This window comes from Agrobacterium larrymoorei (assembly GCF_037722385.1).
Classification (GTDB): domain Bacteria; phylum Pseudomonadota; class Alphaproteobacteria; order Rhizobiales; family Rhizobiaceae; genus Agrobacterium; species Agrobacterium larrymoorei_C.
Map to the genome: position 1 here is coordinate 183,291 of NZ_JBBKAQ010000016.1, position 21,676 is coordinate 204,966.

General features: G+C 58.8%; 20 protein-coding genes. 7 read left to right on the forward strand and 13 right to left on the reverse strand.

Translation table 11 applies throughout. The features are described 5' to 3' along the window. Positions 1-170: 170 nt before the first annotated feature. Genes flgH through flgB form a run of 8 tightly spaced genes read right to left on the reverse strand, consistent with a single transcriptional unit; the run spans position 171 to position 5,008 of the window. A complete protein-coding gene (gene flgH, locus WKI41_RS15085; RefSeq protein WP_340194307.1) occupies positions 171-896 on the reverse strand; it encodes a flagellar basal body L-ring protein FlgH in 726 nt (241 codons plus the stop codon). Continuing rightward, the gene (locus WKI41_RS15090) at positions 893-1,423 is read right to left on the reverse strand and encodes a MotE family protein (RefSeq protein ID WP_340194308.1); all 531 of its coding nucleotides are present in this window, start codon (positions 1,421-1,423) and stop codon (positions 893-895) included. The genes flgH and WKI41_RS15090 overlap by 4 nt, the downstream gene beginning before the upstream one ends. Continuing rightward, positions 1,420-2,544, reverse strand: coding sequence for a flagellar basal body P-ring protein FlgI (locus WKI41_RS15095; RefSeq protein WP_340194309.1), 1,125 nt, complete (start codon positions 2,542-2,544; stop codon positions 1,420-1,422). The genes WKI41_RS15090 and WKI41_RS15095 overlap by 4 nt, the downstream gene beginning before the upstream one ends. Then, positions 2,541-3,029, reverse strand: a complete 489-nt coding sequence (flgA, locus tag WKI41_RS15100) for a flagellar basal body P-ring formation chaperone FlgA (protein ID WP_340194310.1) — start codon at positions 3,027-3,029, stop codon at positions 2,541-2,543. Before flgA ends, WKI41_RS15095 begins: the two co-directional genes overlap by 4 nt. 17 nt (positions 3,030-3,046) lie before the next feature. Continuing rightward, on the reverse strand, positions 3,047-3,835 hold the full coding sequence (gene flgG, locus WKI41_RS15105) for a flagellar basal-body rod protein FlgG (RefSeq protein WP_340194311.1): 789 nt from the start codon (positions 3,833-3,835) through the stop codon (positions 3,047-3,049). 18 nt (positions 3,836-3,853) lie between these two features. Then, positions 3,854-4,201 carry a flagellar hook-basal body complex protein FliE gene (locus WKI41_RS15110; protein WP_340194312.1) on the reverse strand — a complete coding sequence of 116 codons (348 nt, stop codon included), beginning with the start codon at positions 4,199-4,201 and terminating at the stop codon, positions 3,854-3,856. Beyond that, positions 4,201-4,617 (reverse strand): flagellar basal body rod protein FlgC, encoded by a 417-nt coding sequence (flgC, locus tag WKI41_RS15115; RefSeq protein ID WP_340194313.1) that lies wholly within the window; start codon positions 4,615-4,617, stop codon positions 4,201-4,203. The genes WKI41_RS15110 and flgC overlap by 1 nt, the downstream gene beginning before the upstream one ends. A 1-nt stretch (position 4,618) precedes the next feature. Then, complete coding sequence (gene flgB, locus WKI41_RS15120) at positions 4,619-5,008, reverse strand: flagellar basal body rod protein FlgB (protein ID WP_340194314.1); 390 nt, start codon at positions 5,006-5,008, stop codon at positions 4,619-4,621. A gap of 194 nt (positions 5,009-5,202) precedes the next feature. Between flgB and WKI41_RS15125 the strand changes: the two genes are divergently transcribed. Both WKI41_RS15125 and folD read left to right on the forward strand, forming a co-directional pair. Next, positions 5,203-6,978 (forward strand): hypothetical protein, encoded by a 1,776-nt coding sequence (locus WKI41_RS15125; RefSeq protein ID WP_340194315.1) that lies wholly within the window; start codon positions 5,203-5,205, stop codon positions 6,976-6,978. A gap of 92 nt (positions 6,979-7,070) precedes the next feature. Further along, complete coding sequence (folD, locus tag WKI41_RS15130) at positions 7,071-7,970, forward strand: bifunctional methylenetetrahydrofolate dehydrogenase/methenyltetrahydrofolate cyclohydrolase FolD (RefSeq protein WP_340194316.1); 900 nt, start codon at positions 7,071-7,073, stop codon at positions 7,968-7,970. Positions 7,971-7,975: 5 nt separating this feature from the next. Here the strand turns inward: folD and WKI41_RS15135 are convergent, their stop codons facing one another. Further along, positions 7,976-8,998 (reverse strand): LacI family DNA-binding transcriptional regulator, encoded by a 1,023-nt coding sequence (locus tag WKI41_RS15135; RefSeq protein ID WP_340194317.1) that lies wholly within the window; start codon positions 8,996-8,998, stop codon positions 7,976-7,978. A 282-nt stretch (positions 8,999-9,280) separates the two neighbouring features. On the opposite strand from WKI41_RS15135, the gene WKI41_RS15140 reads away from it, so the two are divergent. The 5 genes from WKI41_RS15140 (at position 9,281) to WKI41_RS15160 (ending at position 15,719) form a co-directional block, all read left to right on the forward strand. After that, complete coding sequence (locus tag WKI41_RS15140) at positions 9,281-10,642, forward strand: ABC transporter substrate-binding protein (protein WP_340194318.1); 1,362 nt, start codon at positions 9,281-9,283, stop codon at positions 10,640-10,642. A gap of 97 nt (positions 10,643-10,739) precedes the next feature. Continuing rightward, on the forward strand, positions 10,740-11,753 hold the full coding sequence (locus WKI41_RS15145; protein ID WP_340194319.1) for a carbohydrate ABC transporter permease: 1,014 nt from the start codon (positions 10,740-10,742) through the stop codon (positions 11,751-11,753). Between the two features lies 1 nt (position 11,754). Beyond that, on the forward strand, positions 11,755-12,915 hold the full coding sequence (locus WKI41_RS15150; protein WP_340194320.1) for a carbohydrate ABC transporter permease: 1,161 nt from the start codon (positions 11,755-11,757) through the stop codon (positions 12,913-12,915). A gap of 38 nt (positions 12,916-12,953) precedes the next feature. After that, entirely contained in the window at positions 12,954-14,609 is a 1,656-nt protein-coding gene (locus WKI41_RS15155) for an alpha-glucosidase family protein (RefSeq protein WP_340194321.1), read from the forward strand. A gap of 21 nt (positions 14,610-14,630) precedes the next feature. Then, complete coding sequence (locus tag WKI41_RS15160) at positions 14,631-15,719, forward strand: sn-glycerol-3-phosphate ABC transporter ATP-binding protein UgpC (protein ID WP_340194322.1); 1,089 nt, start codon at positions 14,631-14,633, stop codon at positions 15,717-15,719. Positions 15,720-15,877: 158 nt separating this feature from the next. On the opposite strand, the gene WKI41_RS15165 is transcribed toward WKI41_RS15160, so the two are convergent. The 4 genes from WKI41_RS15165 to zwf form a co-directional block, all read right to left on the reverse strand. Continuing rightward, positions 15,878-17,239 carry a metallophosphoesterase gene (locus WKI41_RS15165; RefSeq protein ID WP_340194323.1) on the reverse strand — a complete coding sequence of 454 codons (1,362 nt, stop codon included), beginning with the start codon at positions 17,237-17,239 and terminating at the stop codon, positions 15,878-15,880. Between the two features lie 190 nt (positions 17,240-17,429). Continuing rightward, positions 17,430-19,247, reverse strand: a complete 1,818-nt coding sequence (edd, locus tag WKI41_RS15170) for a phosphogluconate dehydratase (protein WP_340194324.1) — start codon at positions 19,245-19,247, stop codon at positions 17,430-17,432. Positions 19,248-19,355: 108 nt separating this feature from the next. Then, the gene (gene pgl, locus WKI41_RS15175) at positions 19,356-20,054 is read right to left on the reverse strand and encodes a 6-phosphogluconolactonase (RefSeq protein WP_340194325.1); all 699 of its coding nucleotides are present in this window, start codon (positions 20,052-20,054) and stop codon (positions 19,356-19,358) included. 11 nt (positions 20,055-20,065) lie between these two features. Then, positions 20,066-21,541, reverse strand: coding sequence for a glucose-6-phosphate dehydrogenase (gene zwf, locus WKI41_RS15180; RefSeq protein ID WP_340194326.1), 1,476 nt, complete (start codon positions 21,539-21,541; stop codon positions 20,066-20,068). Between the last annotated feature and the right edge of the window lie 135 nt (positions 21,542-21,676).

The window sequence follows — 21,676 nt, forward strand, 5'->3', positions numbered from 1 at the left end:
CACGGCGGAACGCAAAAATTGCATCTGCCGCGTCTGTCGTCTTGCCACTCAAGCATGTCGCGCAAAGGCGTGAAGCGGTTTTGCGAGAACGACATGCGATCACAGGGATCTAAAGGGTGTGAGCGAATCTGAAAGATCGCGACACACTTTAGGATCGCATCGCTTGGTTCTTAGATCGGCGAGAAGAGGTCGACGACCTGCTGTCCCACCGGTGGCTGTTGAACTTCCATGATGCGTCCGCGACCGCCATAGGAAATGCGCGCTTCCGCGATCTTTTCGTAGGACACGGTGTTTTCGGAATTGACGTCCTGCGGCCTGACGATACCTGCGACGTTGAGAATTCGGATTTCGTGGTTGACGCGCACTTCCTGCGAACCGCTGATCAGCAGGTTGCCGTTTTCCAGAATACCGGTCACGACCGCTGCAACGAGAAGGGTGAGCTTCTCCGCGCGGTTGATTGAGCCCTTGCCATTGGCTTCGCTGTCGTTGTCGAAGCTCAGAGATGAGTCGGCCTGCGGCTTCCAGCCGAGAATTTCCGCATTTGCCTTCCAGCCGGTCTTCCGGTTGTTCTTTCGGCTGCGGTCCGTTTCGTTATCGAACGAGGCCTTGTCGTTGATCTGAATGTTGACCGTCAGAATGTCGCCGATATTGAGCGCGCGCGAATCCTTGAAGAGCGCTGCCTTGCTATCGCTCCACAGCGAATAGCCGCTTGCCGCATGAAGCGGTTGCTTGGGATAGGACGCGAGCTGCGGTGCCTGGTTGAATTGCAGGCCGCTACCGATCGGGCTCATCGCCGGAGCATTGCCGATTTCCCGCAAAGTCTGGTTCTTCGTAACGCTCTCGCATCCCGTCAGGATGCTCGCAGCTGATAGGGCGAGAATGAGCGCTTTGTTCATGACGGATCTCTTGATGTGGTTTTATCGGTCGCGCTGGCCATGATCGAGGCGACGGTTGCCGCCTTCTTCGCATTCATTTCGCTGAGGATCAGCCCGGATTGGCGCGGTGGCAGTTTCATGATGATGGCCGCAGCCATGCCCGGATCGAGCTCCTGAAGCTGGGGTGCGGCGGCATCCGCTTTCATTGTCTTGTAGACTTCGACGAGATTGCTTTCCGCCTGCTTTAGAAAATCGTTACGGCGCTGCAGCCAGTCTTCATACTCGGCCTTGCGTGCTTCGAGGATCGCGACACGCTCGTTGATGTCTTCCTGGAGCTTCTCGAGATCCTGCTTTTGCATCAGATAGCGCTGGTCTCGCGCCTGATCGACGATGTTGGTGCAATATTGCTGGATTTCCTGTCCGCTGGTCTCGCCGGTGGTAACGCGCACCTGTTCCTGCGCACGTGCCGAAGGCAGCGAACCGGCGACGACGAAGAGCGCGAGGAGAACCCGCTGTGGCGTAAAGATTCGGGAAACGGCGATCATCATTGTAGTACCAATTCTGCCTGGAGCGCACCTGCGGACTTGATGCCTTGAAGGATGGCGATGATGCCGTCCGGTTTGACGCCGATATTGTTGAGGCCTGCCACCAGCGATCGAAGGCTCGGACCTTCGAGAATGGCGACCGGGCCGCCGCTCTTTTCAGCCTGGATATCCGTCTGTTCCTGCACCGCGGTCTGTCCGCGCGAGAACGGGGCAGGCTGCACGACCTGCGGCATTTCGGTCACCTGGACCGTCAGCGTACCGTAGCTCACGGCGACCTTCGACACGCGGACATCCGCCCCGATGATGATCGTGCCGGTCCGTTCGTTGATGACGACCTTTGCCGGCGTGTCTGTCTCTACCGCGAGGTTTTCGATACTCGCCATCAGGCGGGTAAGATCGGCTGTGCGCGGCTTCTGGATGTAGACGACCTGGGAATCGCGCGCCTCGGCGATCGGCTCGTTGAAGGAGGTGCGAGCGTAGCTGTTGATCGTATCTGCGATGCGGATTGCGGTGGAAAAGTCAGGGTTTCGAAGCTGCAGGACGAGATTGACGGAATCCTTGAACTGCGAAGGCAGTTCACGCTCGATGATCGCACCGCCCGGCACCCGGCCGGCTGTCGTAACACCTTGCGTTACCTGCGCTGCCTGGCCCTCGGCGTTGAAGCCGGAGACGATGACCGAGCCCTGAGCAACGGCGTAGATCTGCCCGTCGGCGCCCGACATGGAGGTCATGATCAGCGTGCCGCCGCGCAGCGACGAGGCGTCACCAAGCGAGCTGATGTTGACGTCCAGTCTGCTGCCAGGGCTTGCGAAAGGCGGGAGGTTGGCAGTGACCATCACGGCTGCGACATTCTTGGAAGATGTCTGGTTGCCCTGCATCGAAATGCCTAGATTTTGCAGCATTGCGCGCATCGACTGTTCGGTGAAAGGCGACGAACGCATATTGTCGCCGGACCCTTGCAGGCCGACGACAAGACCATAGCCGATCAGCTGGTTTTCACGTCCCGACTGAAGCGACGCAATATCCTTCACGCGCGCCATCGTCTGCGCGAAGCCGTCTGGAGCCGCTGCGAGAAAAGCCATTGCCGCAAGTGCCGCAGCAAGAAAGCGCTGACGAAACCTCATCTTTGGAAAACCTCCACGGTCCCGTCGAGCTTCGCCGTTCCGCTCACCGTCACGCCGGTGTCTTTGTTACGCACGCGAATGATGTCGCCGGCCATGCCGTCTTCGATGGCAACGCCGGAGGCCGAAAGGTTCATGCCGTTATTGTTATAGGTGATGCGCACGGGCGCGCCGCGTTCCACCGCATAAGGATCGCGCAGATCGCCGGTCGGAATGGTCCGCCCGGCAACCAGCGTTCTCTTGGAAACCTTGCCCACCACCTCTTCGATCGACTGCGAGTAGCCGGGGGCGATATTGGGATTGGTGACGGGAACTTCCGTCACCCGGCCTTGGGTGATGATTTCGCCCGAAAGTATCGTGACTGTGGGAACGACAGCGAATTTCTGCTGCGACATGGCACTGTGCGGAGCGCACATCGCAAAAGCGAGTGCCAACGCGAACGTCGCCGTGCGACCTTGAACAGGCATGATTTTCGGGCGGAACTTCATGTTACCCTACCTTCCACTTATTTCAGGTTCTGGCTGACGATCTGAGCCATCTGGTCGGCGGTGGTGATGACCTTGGAGTTCATCTCGTACGCACGTTGAGCGGAAATCATGTCGGTGATTTCCTTGACCGAGTCGACGTTGGACCCTTCCAGATAGCTCTGCTTCAGATAGCCGAAACCAATCGACTGAGGCGTTCCGTCGACGGCTGCACCCGATGCATCCGTCTGGGCGAAGAGGTTGTCACCGAGCGGACGCAGACCGGCTTCGTTGGCGAAGTTGCTCATCGTCAGCTGACCGACTTCGGTCATCTGGTTCGACTGGCCGATACGCACCGAAACGATACCGTCATCACTGATCTTGGTTTCGGTCGAATCTGTCGGGATGGTGATCGCCGGCAGAACCGGGTAGCCATCGGTCGTTACCAGGCGACCGGTCGAATCCATGTTGAATGCGCCTGCGCGGGTATAGAGCGGAGCGCCGTCCGGACCCTGCACGCGAAACCAGCCCTTGCCGACGATGGCAAGGTCAAGCGCGTTGCCCGTTTGGGAGACAGGTCCCTGGATATGCAGCTTGCGCACGGCAGAGGTCTGCACGCCAAGACCGATATTGGCGCCTTCCGGTACCATGGCCTGGTTGGCGCGGTTCATCACGCCCTGGGCACGCTCGGTCTGATAGAGCAAGTCGGTGAATTCGGCACGGCCACGCTTGAAGCCGGTGGTGTTGATGTTCGCGATGTTGTTCGCGATGACCTCAAGGTTTGTCTGCTGGGCATCCATGCCCGTTGCTGCGATTGCTAGAGCTCTCATTTCTTAGGTCCTCACGGGTCAAATCTGCATTTTAACGACATCGAGATAGGCCGAGACGAGCCTGTCTCTGAGCGCAACAGCGGTCCTCAGGGTCTGGTCGGCCTGCATGACGGCGTCGACCACTTCGCGGGTATTGGCCTTGCCCTGCATGCCGGCGAAGGACATGGCTTCGCTGTTCTTGAGCGAGTCCACCGCATCCTGCGCAACGCCGCCAAGAACGCTGGCAAATGTCGGACCGACGGTTGCTGTGGCGGCGGTTGAGACGGCCGCGCCCGCAAGCGAGGTCAGTCCGCTTGCTACACCCTTGATGCTGTCCAACGCAGAGTTATTGGTCAGCGATTTAACGCCGTTAATGGAGTCGATCATCACGTAGCCTTCAATAGGTCGATGGTTGAGGAGATCAAATCGCGCGTCTGCTTGATGACCTGGAGATTTGCTTCATAGCTGCGGTTGGCTTCGCGAAGGTCGGCCATTTCGATCAGCATGTTGACGTTGGGAAGCTTCACCACGCCTTTTTCATCGGCCGCCGGGCTGTCCGGATCGTATTCCTCGATGAAGTTGGAGCGGTCGTAACCGAGCTTCTTGACCTCGACGAGGTTGGTGCCCGATGCGCGATCCATCTCGTTGGCGAACGTAATGGTCTTGCGGCGATAGGGATCCGCCCCTGGACCATCGCCGGTCGTACGGGAGTTGGCGATGTTTTCCGAAACGATGCGCAGGCGCGTCGCCTGTGCTTCCATTCCGCTGCCTGCGATCTTGAGCGATGTTGATAATGAATCCATCTTACTTGCCCACCGCGGTCATCATCATGGAGTGGAAGGTGCGAACGAGCTGCGTGTTCAATTCGAACTGCCGCTTGATCTCGCCGGTCTTTGCCATTTCAGTCGAAAGCGAAACCGTGTTACCGGACGCCTGCACACCAATTTCATTGTTCAGTGGAGCATCCCGCAAGCCGATCTTGCCGGCACCGGTCACGCTCATTTCCATGTGCGCCGGGTTGGTGCGCGCCATCTGCATGCCAGCGGCCTTCAGTTCGGTTTCGAACGGAACGACTTCCTTGGCGCGATATTGCGGCGTGCTCGCATTGGCGATGTTCGTGGCGACAACTTCCTGACGGATTGAGAGCCACTCGGCCTGCCGGGAGGCCAGCGCAAACAGCTGAATAGGCTGCATGACAATTCTCCGTATTTAATCTGTCCCCGGTCTAGACCCACAATCTTGCGCGGGACTTACCCGCGGGGAGGATGCTGATTTTGCGGATGTCACGGCCAATTTCGCTGAGGCATTAACCATTTGTTTGCCATGGCCCTTTAGATTTCATTGATATTTCCGCCAGACGGACAGTTCTTACATCCCTGCGGGTTGCGATGGCTCTTCATACAAACAGGCACGTCGGTTCGGTTAAGCAGCAGCCTCAGACAGGCGGGTGGCGGCGTGTCGGCATTCCGGCAGTGTGCGTGCTGGCCTTTGGTGGCGCTGGCGCAGCCTTGCCGTCCGCCTTCCTGTCCGCGCCACCTACGGGTTACGTGTCGCACGCTGTCGTGAACGTCTCCGCACCTCATGGAAACCCCGTCGATACGAGCCGCATCGCGGCCTCCTTGCAGCAGAGCCTGCTGTCACCCGTTTCCCTGACGCTTGCCATTTCTGAGCTGAAGCTCAAGGCAGGGGACGTCACAGATGTTGCCGAAGAGGGAAGGCTTGCCGTGTTGGCAAACCTGCTGATGGGCGACACTCAGCCGACCACGCCTGTAAATGCCATTGAAGATGCGCTTCGTCAGTCGGTGAAGATCACCTCCACGTCGAAGACGGATATCGATGTCGGCGTGACTGCGGCCACACCGCAGGCGGCTGAACGCATCGTCGATTATCTCGCCCGTCAAGTCGTCAAAGGTATCGGTGGCGATCACGCAGAACCTGCTTTGCAGGCGGTCGAAAAAGCCCGCGCCGCGCTCGACGCGGCCGAAGGCGCCTTGACCGGATTTCAGATGCGTCACGGCAACGATATCGTTTCGCGTATCCAAGGCCTGCAGCAATCGCTCCATGATGCGGATGCGACGATCGTGGCTTTGGGAGAAAAGGAACACGATCTCGCGCAGGCCGTCACCAAGGTCTCTGCGATGAAGACAGACGATGTGCTGACGAAAGCGCTGCCACCGCTTCCTGTTTTCGAAGCCCTTGCGCCGGTCAGGGATAACTACACCACCGCAAAGCTTGCGCTCGACGACGTCAACGTCGATCACGGGCCAAAACACCCTCGCACCATTGCAGCGCAAGGCGCTGTCGACGCTGCGAGATCGGCTGCCATGCCGGCCCTGCGCCGTGCGCTCGACGGCGCAAAGGCGGAACTGAAGGAAGTCGCTGCCGAGCTCGACGCGCAAACGCGCGAGAAGGCGGGCGTCGAAGAACAGCTGCGTGCCATGGGCAACGCACCTGACGAGCTTGCCAAGCTGGAAAAAGCACTCGAAACGGCCCGCCGTGATTACCTCGCGGCAAGCGAAAAGGCAGGTCCTTTCGCAGCGCCGACCGTGACCGCCGCAATCGCCAAGCCCACGTCACCTGCAGTCCTGCAGGAAGACGGTGTCCTGCAACAAATGATTCCCGGCGCAATGGCAGCTGGTGGCGCACTGACTGGCATGCTGCTGGCACTCTTCCTCATGAGCTTCCGCCGCATGGAAGCCGAAGACCGTGTCGGGGCCGCTATCCAAATGGAAATAGAGGCCGAGGCTGCCTTTGAGGCTGCTCCGCTAGTGGCGGATGCGCGGCATCATGAACATTTCAAGATGGAGCCGGACATTTTCCACGATATCGTCGAGGACGACGTTGAACCCGTTGACGTAAGCGAACGCTACGACGTGGCCGCGCACGATACATGGGAAGAAAATGTCCACGACGAGCCAGCCAATGACGTCCCGCTCGATGAGCGAGTGCGTCAGGTGTTGCTCGCCAACCGCGTCCGTTACGCGCAAAAGACCAATAAGGCGGACGGCTTCCGTCTGCCGCCCTTGCTGGCCGCAGCACTCGAAGGCAAGGCAGATCATCCGCAGGCTCAAACCGAAGAGCTGCAAGCACTTCGGCAGGAGTTGGCCATGCTCAAGCAAAGATTGAACGGCTTTGCCGAAGACGACACGCGGCGTCGCGCTTGATCCACTGATTTCCCCTTGCAATCTGTAGCCTCGCGCAGCATTAGGGGTCTCACCCCTCAAGGCAGGTTTGCGGGTTCTCAGGAGGCAGGCATATGGTGGTTGTGATCGACGGCAAGGCCAAGGCGGCATCGGTGACGGATGCTGTGCGAGACGCGTCCGAGCGACTGGAAACTGAAACCGGCAAGAAGCCCGGTCTCGCCGTCGTCATCGTCGGCGATGATCCTGCAAGCCATGCCTATGTGAACTCCAAAAGCAAGATGGCCAAGCAGTGCGGTTTCAACTCGGTTCAGCATACGCTGCCGGAAGAAACGACGCAGCAGGAACTCGCAGCCCTGGTCGCGACGCTGAATGCCGACGCATCGATCCACGGCATCCTCGTTCAGCTCCCGCTGCCAAAACACCTCGATTCCGATCCGATCATCCAGTCAATCCTACCTGAGAAGGATGTGGACGGCCTGAGCGTTTTGAACGCCGGAAAGCTCGCCGTCGGCGATCTGAAGACAGGGCTGCTTTCGTGCACTCCGGCTGGTGCCATGCTTCTGGTTCGCAGCATCCATGGGGACGATCTGTCGGGCCTGAATGCCGTGGTGATCGGTCGTTCCAACCTGTTCGGTAAGCCGATGGGTCAGTTGCTGCTGAACGCCAACGCGACGGTGACGATGGCACATTCGCGCACCAAAGATCTCGCCTCCGTCTGCAAGTCGGCCGACATCCTGGTTGCCGCCGTCGGGCGCGCGCAAATGGTGAAGGCCGATTGGGTCAAGCCAGGTGCGACGGTCATCGATGTCGGCATCAACCGCATTCCGGCTCCCGAGAAGGGCGAGGGCAAGTCGAGGCTCGTTGGCGATGTGGCGTTCGAAGAGGCAAGTGCGGTCGCCGCGGCCATCACGCCTGTCCCAGGCGGCGTTGGTCCGATGACAATTGCCATGCTGATGGCCAACACGGTGATCGCTGCTTACCGCGCGCTCGGCAAAGACGCGCCGACGTTCTGATCGGATTACCGAGGTGCGGGGCCTGTCGAGGCGCGCACCACCAGTTCCGCTTTCCATAGCTCGTGAAACGGCTCGTTTTGCCCAGTCTTGATCTGGGCAATAAGCCGTTCGGCAACACGCATACCTGCTGCTCGAAGCGAAGACCGTGTCGTGGTGAGCGGCACGGAAAAATTGACCGGCTTCAAGAGCGGCAGCACGTCGTCATGGGCGATGAGGGATATATCACGCCCGGGGCGCAGTCCCCGCTGGTTAAGCGAGCGGATGGCACCGAGCGCAAGCGCCGTGGAGGCACAGAGAACAGCGGTTGGCTGTTGCTGCTGATCGAGCAGTCGCTCCATCATCAAAAACCCGGCTTCGTCCGTCATGATGCTGTGACTGACCTTGTCGGGATCAAGTGAATGGCCTTGAGCTGCCAGCGCTGCTTCAACACCGCGATAGCGCCGAAATGTAAAGTCGAAGCCTTCCGGCCCATTGATCAGGGCGATAGTCTCATGGCCAAGTTGCAACAGCAGTGATGCCGCATCATGAAAGGCGCCCTCATTGTCAACGTCGAGATAGGGGTAATCTGGCTCGATCCCCCAGGAGCGGCCATGCACCATGAAGGGGATCGACAGGCTCTTCATCATCGCGATGCGGCGGTCGTTCTTCTTCATGTAGGCGAGGTAGATGCCATCGACCGTGCCGTTGGCCGCAAGGTCCTTCAGCGCCTCATCTTCGTCGCGCGGATCGGTCGGCATGATGACAAGGTGAAATCCGTTTTTGGCGGAGACCTCGCCAAGCCCGTTAAGAAACTCACCGAAGTGAACGTCGGATTGATGCTCCGCACCTGTCGGCATGACGAGGCCGATGGAGCCGACCTTGCCGGTGGCCAGTCGCTGTGCGGCCGCGTTGGGCCGATATCCGTTCTGGCGCGCCGCCTCGACGATCTTGCGACGCGTTTCGGCATTGACTTCGGGATAGCCGTTGAGAGCGCGGCTGATCGTGGTCTGAGAAATCCCGAGCAGCTGCGATAATTGCTTTAGATTCATGCCGCAGCCTCCCTCTGCTGCTCAACCTTGCGATCTGCCGATTTGCAGGCGCTCCTCAACCGTCTCCAAACCGCTTTGGATGCTAGCAAGTGTGAAAGCTCTAGACAATTCAAAAATCCTTGCTGCGCTGCAAATCTTGTCTTCTGCAGAGCAAAACACAACCAAATTTGGCATCATCATCAACCCTCTTGACTCTGAGCAATTTCCAATGAGATGAATAGGCAGCCAAAGCGCTTTGAAAAGATACGCCGAAGCCGTTTAATGTGATGGGAGGTAGATCACATGAAAAAGTTATTTTTGACGACCGTTGCCGTAGCCACGCTTCTGTCGGGTGCATCCTTTGCCGCCGAACTTAAATTCAAGCCGGGTGAAGACAGCAAGTTCAACTGGAAGAGCTATGAAGACTTCAAGTCTGCCAATTCCAGCCTGAAGGGCGAAACGCTGACGATCTTCGGGCCGTGGCGTGGTGAGGACGAGGCACTATTCCAGTCCGTTCTGGCATATTTTGCCGATGCGACCGGCGTTAATGTCCGTTACTCGTCTTCGGAAAACTACGAGCAGCAGATCGTCATCGATACGCAGGCGGGCTCCCCGCCAAACGTCGCGATTCTGCCGCAGCCTGGCCTTCTTGCCGATCTGGCCGCCAAGGGACTTCTCACTCCGCTGGGTGATGAGACGGCAAACTGGGTGAAGGAAAATTACGGCGCGGGCCAGTCCTGGGTCGATCTTGGCATGTACAAGAACAAGGACGGCAACAAGGCCTATTTCGCCTTCCCGTTCAAGGCGGACGTCAAGTCGCTGGTGTGGTACGTTCCTGAGAACTTTGAGGAAGCCGGTTACAAGGTACCGGAAACCATGGAAGATCTGGTCAAGCTCAGCGACCAGATCGTTGCCGATGGCGGCACCCCGTGGTGCATCGGTTTGGGTTCCGGTGGCGCGACCGGCTGGCCTGCAACCGACTGGGTTGAAGACTTCATGCTGCGCACGCAGCCGCTCGATGTCTACCAGAAGTGGACGACGAACGAGGTGAAGTTCAATGATCCGCGCGTCGTTGCCGCCATTGAGGAATTCGGCAAGTTCGCCAAGAACGACAAGTATGTCTCGGGCGGCGTCGCAGCTGTTGCCTCCACCGACTTCCGAGACAGCCCGAAGGGCCTCTTCGACATTCCGCCGAAGTGCTACCTGCACCGTCAGGCCTCCTTCATTCCATCTTTCTTCCCTGAAGGAACGAAGGTCGGAACGGATGTCGACTTCTTCTACATGCCGACCTTCGCCTCCAAGGCAGATCTCGGCAAGCCGGTTCTGGGTGCCGGGACGCTCTTCACCATCACCAAGGATTCCAAGGCAGCGCGCGCGCTCGTCGAATTCCTGAAGACGCCGATCGCTCACGAAGTCTGGATGGCGCAGTCCGGCTTCCTCACACCGTTCAAGGGTGTGAACAAGGATGCCTATGCCAATGATCAGGTGAAGCGTCAGGGCGAAATTCTGACGACGGCCACCACCTTCGGCTTCGACGGTTCCGACCTCATGCCCGGCAAGATCGGTGCGGGCGCGTTCTGGACCGGCATGGTTGATTTCGTCGGCGGCAAGTCCGCCGAACAGGTTGCCAACGATATCCAGAAGGCCTGGGACGGCCTGAAGTAATCTCCAGATCCAGCCCGGCGGTCATCGCTGCCGGGCTGTAATGACAAGAGCGGCGCGAACATACGAGCCGCATAAAAGCAAGATCGGGGAGGGAATGATGATTACGCAAATCGTATCTGCGCTGGGCGTCGTTATCGTCGGCGTCTTTGCCTGCGCCGCCTATTATTGGCTGTCGGACAAAGCATTGCAGCTTATCTTTCCGGTGCGGGATGGCGACGTCATTCACGCTTCGCGCAATCTCAACCGCCGCGCTGCCGTTCGTCCGTGGCTCTTCGTGGGCCCGGCCTTGCTGCTGCTGGCGGTCTATCTCGTCTACCCGGTCGTTGCGACATTTCTCCTGTCATTTTATGACCGGACAGGTACAAATTACGTCGGCTCCGCCAACTATGTCTGGGCTTTTTACGACGCCGGTTTCCGCCAGTCGATCTTCAATAACATTCTCTGGCTTGCCGTGGTCCCCGCCGCTTGCACCTTTCTCGGACTCGTCATCGCCGTCATGACCGACCGCATCTGGTGGGGCAATATCGCCAAGTCCATCGTCTTCATGCCAATGGCGATCTCCTTCGTCGGCGCATCCGTCATCTGGAAGTTCATCTACGAATATCGCGGCGAAGGACAGACGCAGATCGGCCTTCTCAATGCGCTGGTCGAGTTCTTCGGCGGCAATCCGCAGGTGTGGATTTCGATGCCATTCTGGAACAACTTCTTCCTGATGGTCATCCTGATCTGGATTCAGACAGGCTTTGCCATGGTTATCCTGTCGGCGGCTCTTCGCGGAATCCCTGAAGAGACTATCGAGGCTGCCGTGATCGATGGCGCCAATGGCTGGCAGATTTTCTGGAAGATCATGGTGCCGCAGATTTGGGGCACGATCGCGGTCGTCTGGACCACCATCACCATTCTCGTCCTCAAGGTCTTCGATATTGTTCTCACCATGACCAACGGCCAGTGGAACACCATGGTTCTTGCCAATCTCATGTTCGACTGGATGTTCCGCGGCGGTGGCGACAGCGGACGAAGTGCCGTCATCGCGCTCGTCATCATGGCAGCCGTTACCCCTATCATGATCTGGAATATTCGCCAGGCGAACCGCGAGATGGAGGGCCGCTGATATGACACTAGCAACCCGTCTGCGCCGCATCGGCCTTCCACGTCTTATCGTCCATGCCAGCGTGCTTTTCATCGTTCTGCTCTGGCTTCTGCCGACGCTCGGTATTCTGGTCAGCTCGCTACGCGACAAGGATCAGATTGTCGTCTCCGGTTGGTGGACGGCCTTCTCCAGTTCCAACCAGACCCAAGCTCTGCGCCTCGGCGATCCTTCGACACAAACGCAGCAGGGAGAACGCTTCGTCATTGCCGGCAACGTCTTCGGTGAAGGCAAGAGCGGCAATGTCTCGGCCTTCGGCGTGCGCGTTCAGGAACCGGCAGCCTTCAAGGCCGGTACGTCCGCCGATCTCGGTGATGGCGAGACGCTCCAACTCAACGAGGATGGCAGCTATCAATACAGCAAGAACGCCAGCTTCGAAGGATCTCGCGCAAAACGAGTTTATGTCGTTGTCTCCACGCCTCCGATCTTCACGCTCGACAATTATCGCACCGTGCTCCTCTCCGAAGGGATCGGGCAGTCCTTCGTCAACTCGCTGACGGTCGCCATTCCCGCGACGATCATCCCGATCCTGATTGCAGCTTTTGCGGCCTATGCCCTGTCATGGATGCGCTTTAGTGGCAGGTCTCTAATGATCGCACTGGTCGTCGGACTGATCGTGGTGCCGTTGCAGATGTCACTCATTCCGCTGCTGCAGCTCTATAACTGGATCGGCGCTGTCTTTGGCGTGCCGTCCAAAACCTATGCCGGCATCTGGCTTGCGCATACCGCCTTCGGCCTGCCGCTCGCGATCTATCTGCTGCGCAATTATATCTCCGGTCTGCCGAAGGAAATCATCGAGAGCGCGCGCGTCGATGGCGCCAGCGATTTTGAAATCTTCGTCAAGATCGTGCTGCCGCTCTCCTTCCCGGCGCTTGCCTCCTTCGCCATCTTCCAGTTCCTTTGGACCTGGAACGACCTGCTCGTCGCCATGGTTTTCCTCGGCACGCAGAAGGATGAACTGGTCCTAACCGGTGCGCTGAACGCGCTGCTCGGCTCGCGCGGCGGCAATTGGGAAATCCTCACCGCGTCGGCCTTCGTCACCATCATCGTGCCGCTCTGCGTCTTCTTTGCGCTCCAACGTTACCTTGTCCGCGGTCTGCTGGCAGGTTCCGTCAAGGGAGGCTGATCGAACCCATGAATGCTTTCAATCAACAGGACAATGCCATGACCGCGACCGTTTCTTCCGCCCTTATTCCCGACAAGGATTGGTGGCGCGGCGCTGTGATCTACCAGATCTATCCGCGTTCCTATCAGGACTCCAACGGCGATGGCATTGGCGACCTGAAGGGCATCACGTCCAGACTGGAACACATCGCCAATCTCGGCGCCGATGCCATCTGGATCTCACCTTTCTTCACCTCGCCCATGCGGGACTTCGGCTACGACGTCTCCAACTACGTCGATGTCGATCCGATGTTCGGCACGCTTGCGGATTTCGATGGTCTGATCACCGAGGCACATCGCCTAGGCATCCGGGTGATGATCGATCTCGTTCTGTCGCATACTTCCGACCAGCATCCCTGGTTCGTTGAAAGCCGCTCGAGCCGCAGCAATCCGCGCGCAGACTGGTATGTTTGGAGCGACGGCAAGCCGGACGGCACGCCGCCGAACAACTGGCTGTCGATCTTCGGCGGCTCCGGTTGGCAGTGGGACCCGACCCGCATGCAATATTACATGCACAACTTCCTGACCTCGCAGCCGGATCTCAATCTGCATAATCCGGAAGTGCAGGAAGAGTTGCTGAATATCACCCGTTTCTGGCTGAAGCGCGGCGTCGATGGCTTCCGTCTGGATACGATTAACTTCTACTTCCACGACAAGGAATTGCGCGACAACCCGGCACTTGCGCCGGAACGCCGCAACGCCTCCACCGCGCCTGCGGTAAACCCCTATAACTTCCAGGAACATATCTACGACAAGAATCGTCCGGAAAACCTGGAATTCCTCAAGCGCTTCCGTGCCGTTCTGGACGAGTTCCCGGATATCGCCGCCGTCGGCGAAGTCGGTGACAGCCAACGCGGTCTAGAGATCGTCGGCGAATACACCTCCGGCGATGACAAGATGCAGATGTGCTATGCCTTCGAATTCCTGGCACCGGATGCGCTGACCCCCGCCCGCGTCGCCGAAGTTCAGGCGGCCTTCGCTCAAGCAGCACCTGAAGGCTGGGCCTGCTGGGCTTTCTCCAACCACGACGTCGTCCGCCATGTGACCCGCTGGGGTGAGACGGTCGAGGACAAGGATGCCTTTGCCAAGGTGCTGTCAGCTCTGCTGATGACGCAGCGCGGCTCTGTCTGCATCTATGAGGGTGAAGAGCTTGGCCTGACGGAAGCCGATATCGCCTTCGAAGATTTGCAGGATCCCTACGGCATTCAGTTCTGGCCGGAGTTCAAGGGCCGCGACGGCTGCCGCACGCCGATGGTCTGGGATGCGGGCCACGCGCAGGCAGGCTTCTCCACCTCCGATAAGACATGGCTTCCTATCCCGACCGAACACAAGATGCGCGCCGTCAGCACGCAACAGGGCAACGAAGGCTCCGTTCTGGAGCACTATCGCCGCTTCCTGGCGTTCCGCAAGCAGCATCCGGCTTTTGCAAAGGGCAAGATCGAGTTCCAGGACGCAGATGCGACTGTCTCAAGCTATACCCGCACGCTCGGCAACGAAACCGTGCTTTGCCTCTTCAACCTGTCGGCCGTCCCGGCAACGGCAAAGCTGCCGGATGGCGAATGGGAAGTCTTGGAAGGTCACGGCTTTGCGGCTGAACGGAATGGCACAACCGTAGAACTTCCGGCATGGGGCGCGTTTTTCGCCCGGCACGCATAACAGGATAGGGAGGAGCACCGCATGACTGGACTTATTCTTAAGGGCATCCGTAAATCCTATGGTGAGGTGAAGGTCCTGCATGGGATCGACCTCGATATCAAGCAAGGCGAGTTTATCGTCTTCGTCGGCCCGTCCGGCTGCGGCAAGTCGACGCTTCTGCGCATGATTGCCGGGCTGGAGGAAATCACCGGCGGCGAGATGTATATCGATGGGCAACTGGTAAACGAAATCCCGCCGTCGCGCCGCGGCATCGCCATGGTGTTCCAGTCTTACGCGCTCTATCCGCACATGACGGTTTACGACAACATGGCCTTCGGTATGAAGATCGCCAAGGAAAGCAAGCAGGAGATAGACCGCCGCGTTCGCGCTGCGGCTGAAATCCTGCAACTCACCCAATACCTCGAACGCCTGCCGAAGGCGCTCTCCGGCGGTCAGCGCCAGCGCGTCGCGATCGGCCGTGCCATCTGCCGCAACCCCAAGGTCTTCCTCTTCGACGAGCCGCTCTCCAACCTCGATGCAGCACTTCGCGTTGCGACCCGCATCGAGATTGCCAAGCTCAGCGAGAAGATGGCGGACACCACCATGATCTACGTGACGCACGATCAGGTGGAAGCCATGACGCTGGCAGACCGGATTGTCGTGTTGAATGGCGGCCGCGTGGAGCAGGTGGGCGAACCGCTGGAGCTTTACGAAAACCCCGCCAACCTCTTCGTTGCCCGCTTCATCGGCTCGCCGGCCATGAACATTATTGCAGGTACCGTAAGAGTGACCGGCGAAACCACCACGCTCGATCTTGCAGGCGGCAAGACGCTTGCCGTGCATATTGCGACGCCAGCAGGCGAGGAAGGCAAAGCCGCATCCTTCGGTGTGCGCCCGGAAGATTTGTTCATCGCCAACGGCGACGATTATCTGTTTGAGGGTAAGGTCTCGATCGTCGAGGCGCTTGGCGAGGTGACGTTGCTCTATCTTGAAGCACCGGCTGGCGAAGAGCCAATCATCGTCAAGATCCCAGGCATCGCGCCGGTGAAGAAGGGTGAGACGCTGCGCTTCTCTGCACCGCCAGAAAAGCTTCATCTGTTCGATGCGCTTGGCAAGACGTACCGCCGCTAACTCAGCTGGCGTGGTTGCGGCTCAGGCCGTCAGCGTATGAAAAAGGGTGAGAGCAATCCAGTTGCCGCGAGGTCGCTCGAATTGCGCTCACTCTCTATGTGTATCTTGGAGCACTGGGCGTCCTATCCGATGCACGATGTTGTAAAACTCGCCGGCGATCAGCTGAACCCCGTAAGAACCGTCTGCTTCAACTTCACGTCCGGCACTTCGCTGAAGGTCAGGTCGCCACGGCCGAAGTAAGATTTTTGGTTGGTGGCCGACCAGTCGTTACAGACAAGCTTGTAACGGTCTTTCGCCGCAGGATTGTCCGGCATCGCATAGAGATAGTCGCCGGTGCGCTTGGCCAGTGGAATATCGCCATCCTGATTGCAGCGGCTCAAAATCTGTCTCAACACCTCGCTATCGACCTCAGTGACCATCAACTTGCCATCGAAGCGCAGGCACGCATTGAAGTCGTAGCGGCGGATGTCGCCTTCGGGCAGACCAGCGCCGAAAGAAGTATGGCCAATGAAGCCAACATCCGCGCCGGTCTTCGCCGCGATAAGCTGAGCCACACGGCGTCCCGCCTCATCGACCGTCATGGCACTCGCCGTTTTGGCGACGGTTTCCCGCTCCTCCGGGGTCAGGTGCTGAGAGAGCGTCTTTTCGATTAGCGCGCTGAGAGCAGGGGAAGGCTTCGCACTGCGATCGATCGCAACCGTTTCGATGGTTGCGGCCTCGCCGGGGCCTGCAATGCTTGCAACCGCCATCGACGTGCACCAAGATCCGGTATGGACATAGCGCGTGGCTCCGGCTTCATGCACGAAGTTCAGGTGGTCGTGACCGCCGACGACAAGCGTTCCGTCTGGTAGAAGAGGCAGAATATCGCGGTCCGCCACCACACCGGCGTGGCTCATCACGATGTTGATGGCATCCGGCTTGATGATTTCGGCAAGGTTCGCCTTTGCCCATTCCACCGGCTGGGGGATGGTCAGCGCATCGCGCGCTGCTTTCGGATATGTGTTGATGGCGTTGGTGGCGAGCCCGACAACGACGACCGTCTGTCCGCCGATCTCGAAAGTCTTGCTGGCCGGTGCGTAGGGCGTGCCGCTGCGCTTATCGATGATATTGGAAAGAACAGTGACGCCTAGCCCCGCAGCACGGCTGACGAAATGGGCGAGATCATTGTCGGTGTCCGGCTCGTGGTTGCCGATGTTGACGACCGTGGGTACCAGTTTGGCAAGAGCTGAAAGAAAGCTCCACTCAATTTCGCCTTGAGACCGCATCGCAACCGTGTTGCCGCTTTCGAACAGATCGCCATTCAGGAGAATGATATGCGGGGTTTTGTCCGCAGAAATATGTGTCTCAATCGCCGCCAGAAGCTGGCCCATGCGTTCATAGGCGGAGTGCAAGTCGGAAATGATGATGGCGCGGAGCGCATTCTGCTGATCGGCGACGGCCGGCAAACGCAGCAGCGGCAGCACGGCCGTGCCTGCTATGAGCTTCAGCACGTTGCGGCGTGTGCGTGAGAAAATCGTCATATTGGCCCCCGTCACTTCAGACTGCGCCACCGCCCCTGCGGCTGGCTGCACAGGCCCTATAGGGCAATCATCACAGCCACATGACAGCAGAGGCGCTGGCCTTCCCGTCAATAGGGGATGACCCAAGAGGGGATGTCAAGGCATTCAGCCAGAGCATCGCGGATGCTCTGGCTGAATGATTTTGGCAAGGTCAGTGGAAGACGCTGGCGCCCTGGTCGGCCGTTCCGGCATTGCGACGGAACGGTGCGAAAAGTTCGCGCCCCATGCCCCATTCATTGGCGGAAAGATCGGCACTTGCGGGCTCGCGCTTGGAAAGCTCTGCTGCGGAAACCAGCACTTCCAGTGTGCCGGAAACCGCATCGAGACGGATGATGTCGCCATCGCGAATAAGCGAGATCGGGCCGCAATCGGAGGCTTCCGGTGTGACGTGGATGGCGGCAGGGACCTTGCCCGATGCACCGGACATGCGACCGTCGGTGACGAGCGCCACCTTGAAGCCGCGATCCTGCAGCACGCCGAGCGGCGGGGTTAGGCGGTGAAGTTCCGGCATGCCGTTGGCCTTCGGTCCCTGGAAGCGCACAACCGCAATGAAGTCGCGGTTCAGCTTGCCTTCCTTGAAGGCATCCTGAAGTTCCTGCTGGTCGTGGAAGACGATGGCAGGGGCTTCGATGATGTGACGCTCCGGCTTCACGGCAGAGATCTTGATGACAGATTTGCCGAGATTGCCGGTCAGCATCTTCAGGCCGCCCGTCGGCTGGAACGGCGTTTCGATCCGGGAGAGAACCTTCGGATCATGGCTCTCTTCGGGCGCTGCGTCACGCTGAATGCCGCCGTTTTCACCGAGCTTAGCATCGATCGTATAGGCCTCTAGCCCGTGACCGAAAACGGTGCGTACATCGTCATGCACGAAGCCCTGCTTCAGCAGTTGCTTGATCAGGAAGCCCATGCCACCGGCCGCATGGAAGTGGTTTACATCCGCAAGACCGTTCGGATAAACGCGCGCCAGAAGTGGCACGATGTCCGAAAGGTCAGAGATATCCTGCCAGGTCAGAATGATGCCGGCGGCGCGTGCCATGGCGATCAGGTGCATGGTGTGGTTGGTGGAACCACCCGTCGCATGCAGGCCAACCACGCCGTTGACGACGGAGCGCTCATCGATCATCTCGCCGGCTGGCGTAAACTCGTTGCCCTGTGCGGTGATCGCCAGCGCCCGCTTCACGGCTTCCTTGGTGAGTGCATCACGCAGAGGCGTATTCGGGTTGATGAAGGAGGAGCCGGGCATATGGAAGCCCATGATCTCCATCAGCATCTGGTTGGAGTTGGCAGTGCCATAGAAGGTGCAGGTGCCGGGGCCGTGATAGGACTTGGATTCGGCTTCCAGCAACTCCGCACGACCGACCTTGCCTTCGGCGTAAAGCTGGCGAATGCGCGACTTCTCGTCATTCGGCAGACCTGTCGTCATCGGGCCGGCTGGAATAAAAACGGCGGGCAGGTGGCCGAAGGTCAGTGCTGCGATCACCAGACCGGGCACGATCTTGTCGCAGACGCCGAGATAGACCGCTGCATCGAACATGTTGTGCGACAGGCCGATCCCGGCCGCCATGGCGATGGCATCGCGGGAAAAGAGAGATAGCTCCATGCCGGGTTGGCCTTGCGTGACACCGTCGCACATTGCAGGCACTGCACCTGCTACCTGCGCAATCCCGCCCGCTTCCTTTGCCGCATCACGAATGATCTGCGGGAAGACTTCATAGGGCTGGTGGGCGGAAAGCATATCGTTGTAGGCGGTGATGATGCCGAGATTGGGAATCCGGTCGCCGGCAAGGATATCCTTGTCGGCGGGGGAACAGACGGCAAAGCCATGGGCGAGGTTACCGCAGGACAGGGTGGAGCGATGAACCCCCTTGAAAACCTGTAGGTTAAGCCGTTCGAGATAAATCTCGCGATAAGGTTTCGAACGTTCAACGATACGGTCGGTAATTGCCTGAACGCGTGAGTCGGCAGCCATTGCTTCATCCTGTCCTTCTGTTGAGCGTCGGCCACAGGCTTGGGAGACCGGGCCGACGATCTTGTTTCATTCAAGTGCTGGGCACCCCCGCTGCGTGAGCGAGAGCGGTTATGGTGCCCAATAAATATTGACCGTCGAATCCGCCCGGTTCAGCACGGAGCGGATCGGCATTTCGTCCTCATCGAGATCGGACTGCGCCTTCGCAAGCGTTTCCTTCTTTGCCGCACCTTCAATGTGCAGCACCAGGAAGCGTGCGTCGTGGAGCGCCGCGAGATTGAAGGTCAGCCGTTCCTCGCCCGCATTTTCCGCAGCCATGGTCAGCACGGTGCGCGGCTCATCGAGGTCGAGTGCTTCTTCGAGGTTGTCGCCACCGGGGAAGAAGGACGCAGTATGTCCATCCGTCCCCATGCCGAGAATGACGATATCGAACGGATCGCAGATATCGGCGGTCTTTGCCGTTGCCAGTGTGGCCGCATCTTCAGGCGACGCCGACGACTGGTAGAGTGGCACGAAGTAGGCCGCTTTCGCCTCGTTCTGCAGAAGGTTCTCCGCTACCAGCTTGTGATTGGAGCGGTCGTTATCCGCAGGTACGAAACGCTCATCCACCAGCGTGATGCTGACGCGCGGCCATTCCAGCTCATGCTTGGAGAGCGTCTGGAAAAACAACTTCGGCGTAGAGCCGCCGGAAACGGCCATGCTGGCCGTCCCGCGCTCTTCGATGGCCGCTTTCAAATGCGCGACAACATCGCCGGCGAGCTTTTCGGCCAGTTCCGCACCGTCCTTGAAGATGTGCATGTTCGGTTCCATCCGCATCTTCCTCAGTCGGCTTCGTGCCAGGTACGACCATCTCGCTCGATTAGCGCGATCGCGCCGCTCGGTCCCCAGGTTCCGGAGGTGTAACCCTGCACGCCCTGGCCGACCGCTTCCCAGCTTTTCAGAATCGGATCGACCCAGTTCCATGCCGCTTCCACTTCGTCGCGGCGCATGAAGAGCGTCTGGTTCGAGCGGATCGTATCCATCAACAGACGCTCATAGGCATCCGGATTGCGCACGTTGAAGGCCTGGGCAAAGCTCATATCGAGCGACACCTGGCGCAGACGCATGCCGCCTGGACCTGGATCCTTGATGAGCAGCGACTGCTTGACACCTTCATCCGGCTGCAGGCGGATCACCAGCTTGTTGGCTTCGATCTTGCCAGCCGCGTCATCGAAGATCGAATGCGGGATCTGCTTGAAGGTGACGACGATTTCCGAAACGCGCGTGGCAAGGCGCTTGCCGGTGCGGATGTAGAAGGGCACGCCCGCCCAGCGCCAGTTGCCGATTTCCGCCTTGAGAGCGACGAAAGTTTCCGTGTTGGAAACGCCGCCTTCCAGCTCTTCCAGATAACCCTTCACCGCGCCGCCTGCCGAAGCACCTGCACGATATTGTCCACGCACGGTGTTCTTTTCAACATTGGCCTGCGTAATGGGTTTTAGCGCGCGCAGAACTTTAAGCTTCTCGTCGCGCACCGCTTCGGCGTTCATCGAGGAGGGAGGCTCCATCGCAACAAGGCAAAGCAGCTGGAGAATATGGTTCTGCACCATATCGCGAAGCGCGCCAGCCTTGTCATAGTAACCCGCACGACCCTCGAGGCCCACGGATTCGGCCACAGTGATCTGCACGTGGTCGATATGGGTGGAGTTCCACAGCGGCTCGAACAGCGCGTTGGCAAAACGCAGAACCATCAGGTTTTGAACGGTTTCCTTGCCGAGATAGTGGTCGATACGGAAGATTTGCTCTTCCTTGAAGACGTTGCCGAGCGTGTCGTTCAGCTCCAGCGCGGAGGCCAGGTCACGGCCGATCGGCTTTTCCACCACGATGCGGGTGGACTTGGTGATCAGCTTATGATCGCGGATCTTGGAGGCGATGTCGCCGAAAATTCCAGGCGCGACGGCAAGATAGAAAGCGCGGATGCGATCCTTGCCTTCGTCAAGAAGCTTCTTCAGCTTGTCCCAGCCATCGTCCGACTTGGCATCGACGGGAATGTAGAAGAGGCGCGCGCAGAACTTCGCAACCTGCTCCTCGTCATATTCGCCGGACTTCAGGTGCTCCTTCAGGGCATCCTGCGCAAACTTCCGATATTCCTCATGCGTCATGACAGAGCGGGAAGCGCCGATGATGCGGGTCGGTTCGGTCAGCTGGCCTTCCACCTGGCGGTGATAAAGGGCGGGCAGAAGCTTGCGTTCTGCCAGATCGCCGGTGCCGCCAAAGACGACGCAATCAAAGGGGTCAACGGGAATAATTTGACTGCTCATGTCGATTCTCTCGATCTCTACACGTTAGGGGCATCCATAATCTAATCGATTTAAAAATGCCAGAGTTGATGTACGAAATAATGAATTTTGCTACCGGCCTGTCATGCCAGCGAGGTTTCCAAGCGGTGCTTTTGC

Bases quoted from the DNA above. Each gene is read 5' to 3' on its own strand.
- flgH (WP_340194307.1), bottom strand. From the start codon at position 896: ATGAACAAAGCGCTCATTCTCGCCCTATCAGCTGCGAGCATCCTGACG.
- WKI41_RS15090 (WP_340194308.1), bottom strand. From the start codon at position 1,423: ATGATGATCGCCGTTTCCCGAATCTTTACGCCACAGCGGGTTCTCCTC.
- WKI41_RS15095 (WP_340194309.1), bottom strand. From the start codon at position 2,544: ATGAGGTTTCGTCAGCGCTTTCTTGCTGCGGCACTTGCGGCAATGGCT.
- flgA (WP_340194310.1), bottom strand. From the start codon at position 3,029: ATGAAGTTCCGCCCGAAAATCATGCCTGTTCAAGGTCGCACGGCGACG.
- flgG (WP_340194311.1), bottom strand. From the start codon at position 3,835: ATGAGAGCTCTAGCAATCGCAGCAACGGGCATGGATGCCCAGCAGACA.
- WKI41_RS15110 (WP_340194312.1), bottom strand. From the start codon at position 4,201: ATGATCGACTCCATTAACGGCGTTAAATCGCTGACCAATAACTCTGCG.
- flgC (WP_340194313.1), bottom strand. From the start codon at position 4,617: ATGGATTCATTATCAACATCGCTCAAGATCGCAGGCAGCGGAATGGAA.
- flgB (WP_340194314.1), bottom strand. From the start codon at position 5,008: ATGCAGCCTATTCAGCTGTTTGCGCTGGCCTCCCGGCAGGCCGAGTGG.
- WKI41_RS15125 (WP_340194315.1), top strand. From the start codon at position 5,203: ATGGCTCTTCATACAAACAGGCACGTCGGTTCGGTTAAGCAGCAGCCT.
- folD (WP_340194316.1), top strand. From the start codon at position 7,071: ATGGTGGTTGTGATCGACGGCAAGGCCAAGGCGGCATCGGTGACGGAT.
- WKI41_RS15135 (WP_340194317.1), bottom strand. From the start codon at position 8,998: ATGAATCTAAAGCAATTATCGCAGCTGCTCGGGATTTCTCAGACCACG.
- WKI41_RS15140 (WP_340194318.1), top strand. From the start codon at position 9,281: ATGAAAAAGTTATTTTTGACGACCGTTGCCGTAGCCACGCTTCTGTCG.
- WKI41_RS15145 (WP_340194319.1), top strand. From the start codon at position 10,740: ATGATTACGCAAATCGTATCTGCGCTGGGCGTCGTTATCGTCGGCGTC.
- WKI41_RS15150 (WP_340194320.1), top strand. From the start codon at position 11,755: ATGACACTAGCAACCCGTCTGCGCCGCATCGGCCTTCCACGTCTTATC.
- WKI41_RS15155 (WP_340194321.1), top strand. From the start codon at position 12,954: ATGACCGCGACCGTTTCTTCCGCCCTTATTCCCGACAAGGATTGGTGG.
- WKI41_RS15160 (WP_340194322.1), top strand. From the start codon at position 14,631: ATGACTGGACTTATTCTTAAGGGCATCCGTAAATCCTATGGTGAGGTG.
- WKI41_RS15165 (WP_340194323.1), bottom strand. From the start codon at position 17,239: ATGACGATTTTCTCACGCACACGCCGCAACGTGCTGAAGCTCATAGCA.
- edd (WP_340194324.1), bottom strand. From the start codon at position 19,247: ATGGCTGCCGACTCACGCGTTCAGGCAATTACCGACCGTATCGTTGAA.
- pgl (WP_340194325.1), bottom strand. From the start codon at position 20,054: ATGGAACCGAACATGCACATCTTCAAGGACGGTGCGGAACTGGCCGAA.
- zwf (WP_340194326.1), bottom strand. From the start codon at position 21,541: ATGAGCAGTCAAATTATTCCCGTTGACCCCTTTGATTGCGTCGTCTTT.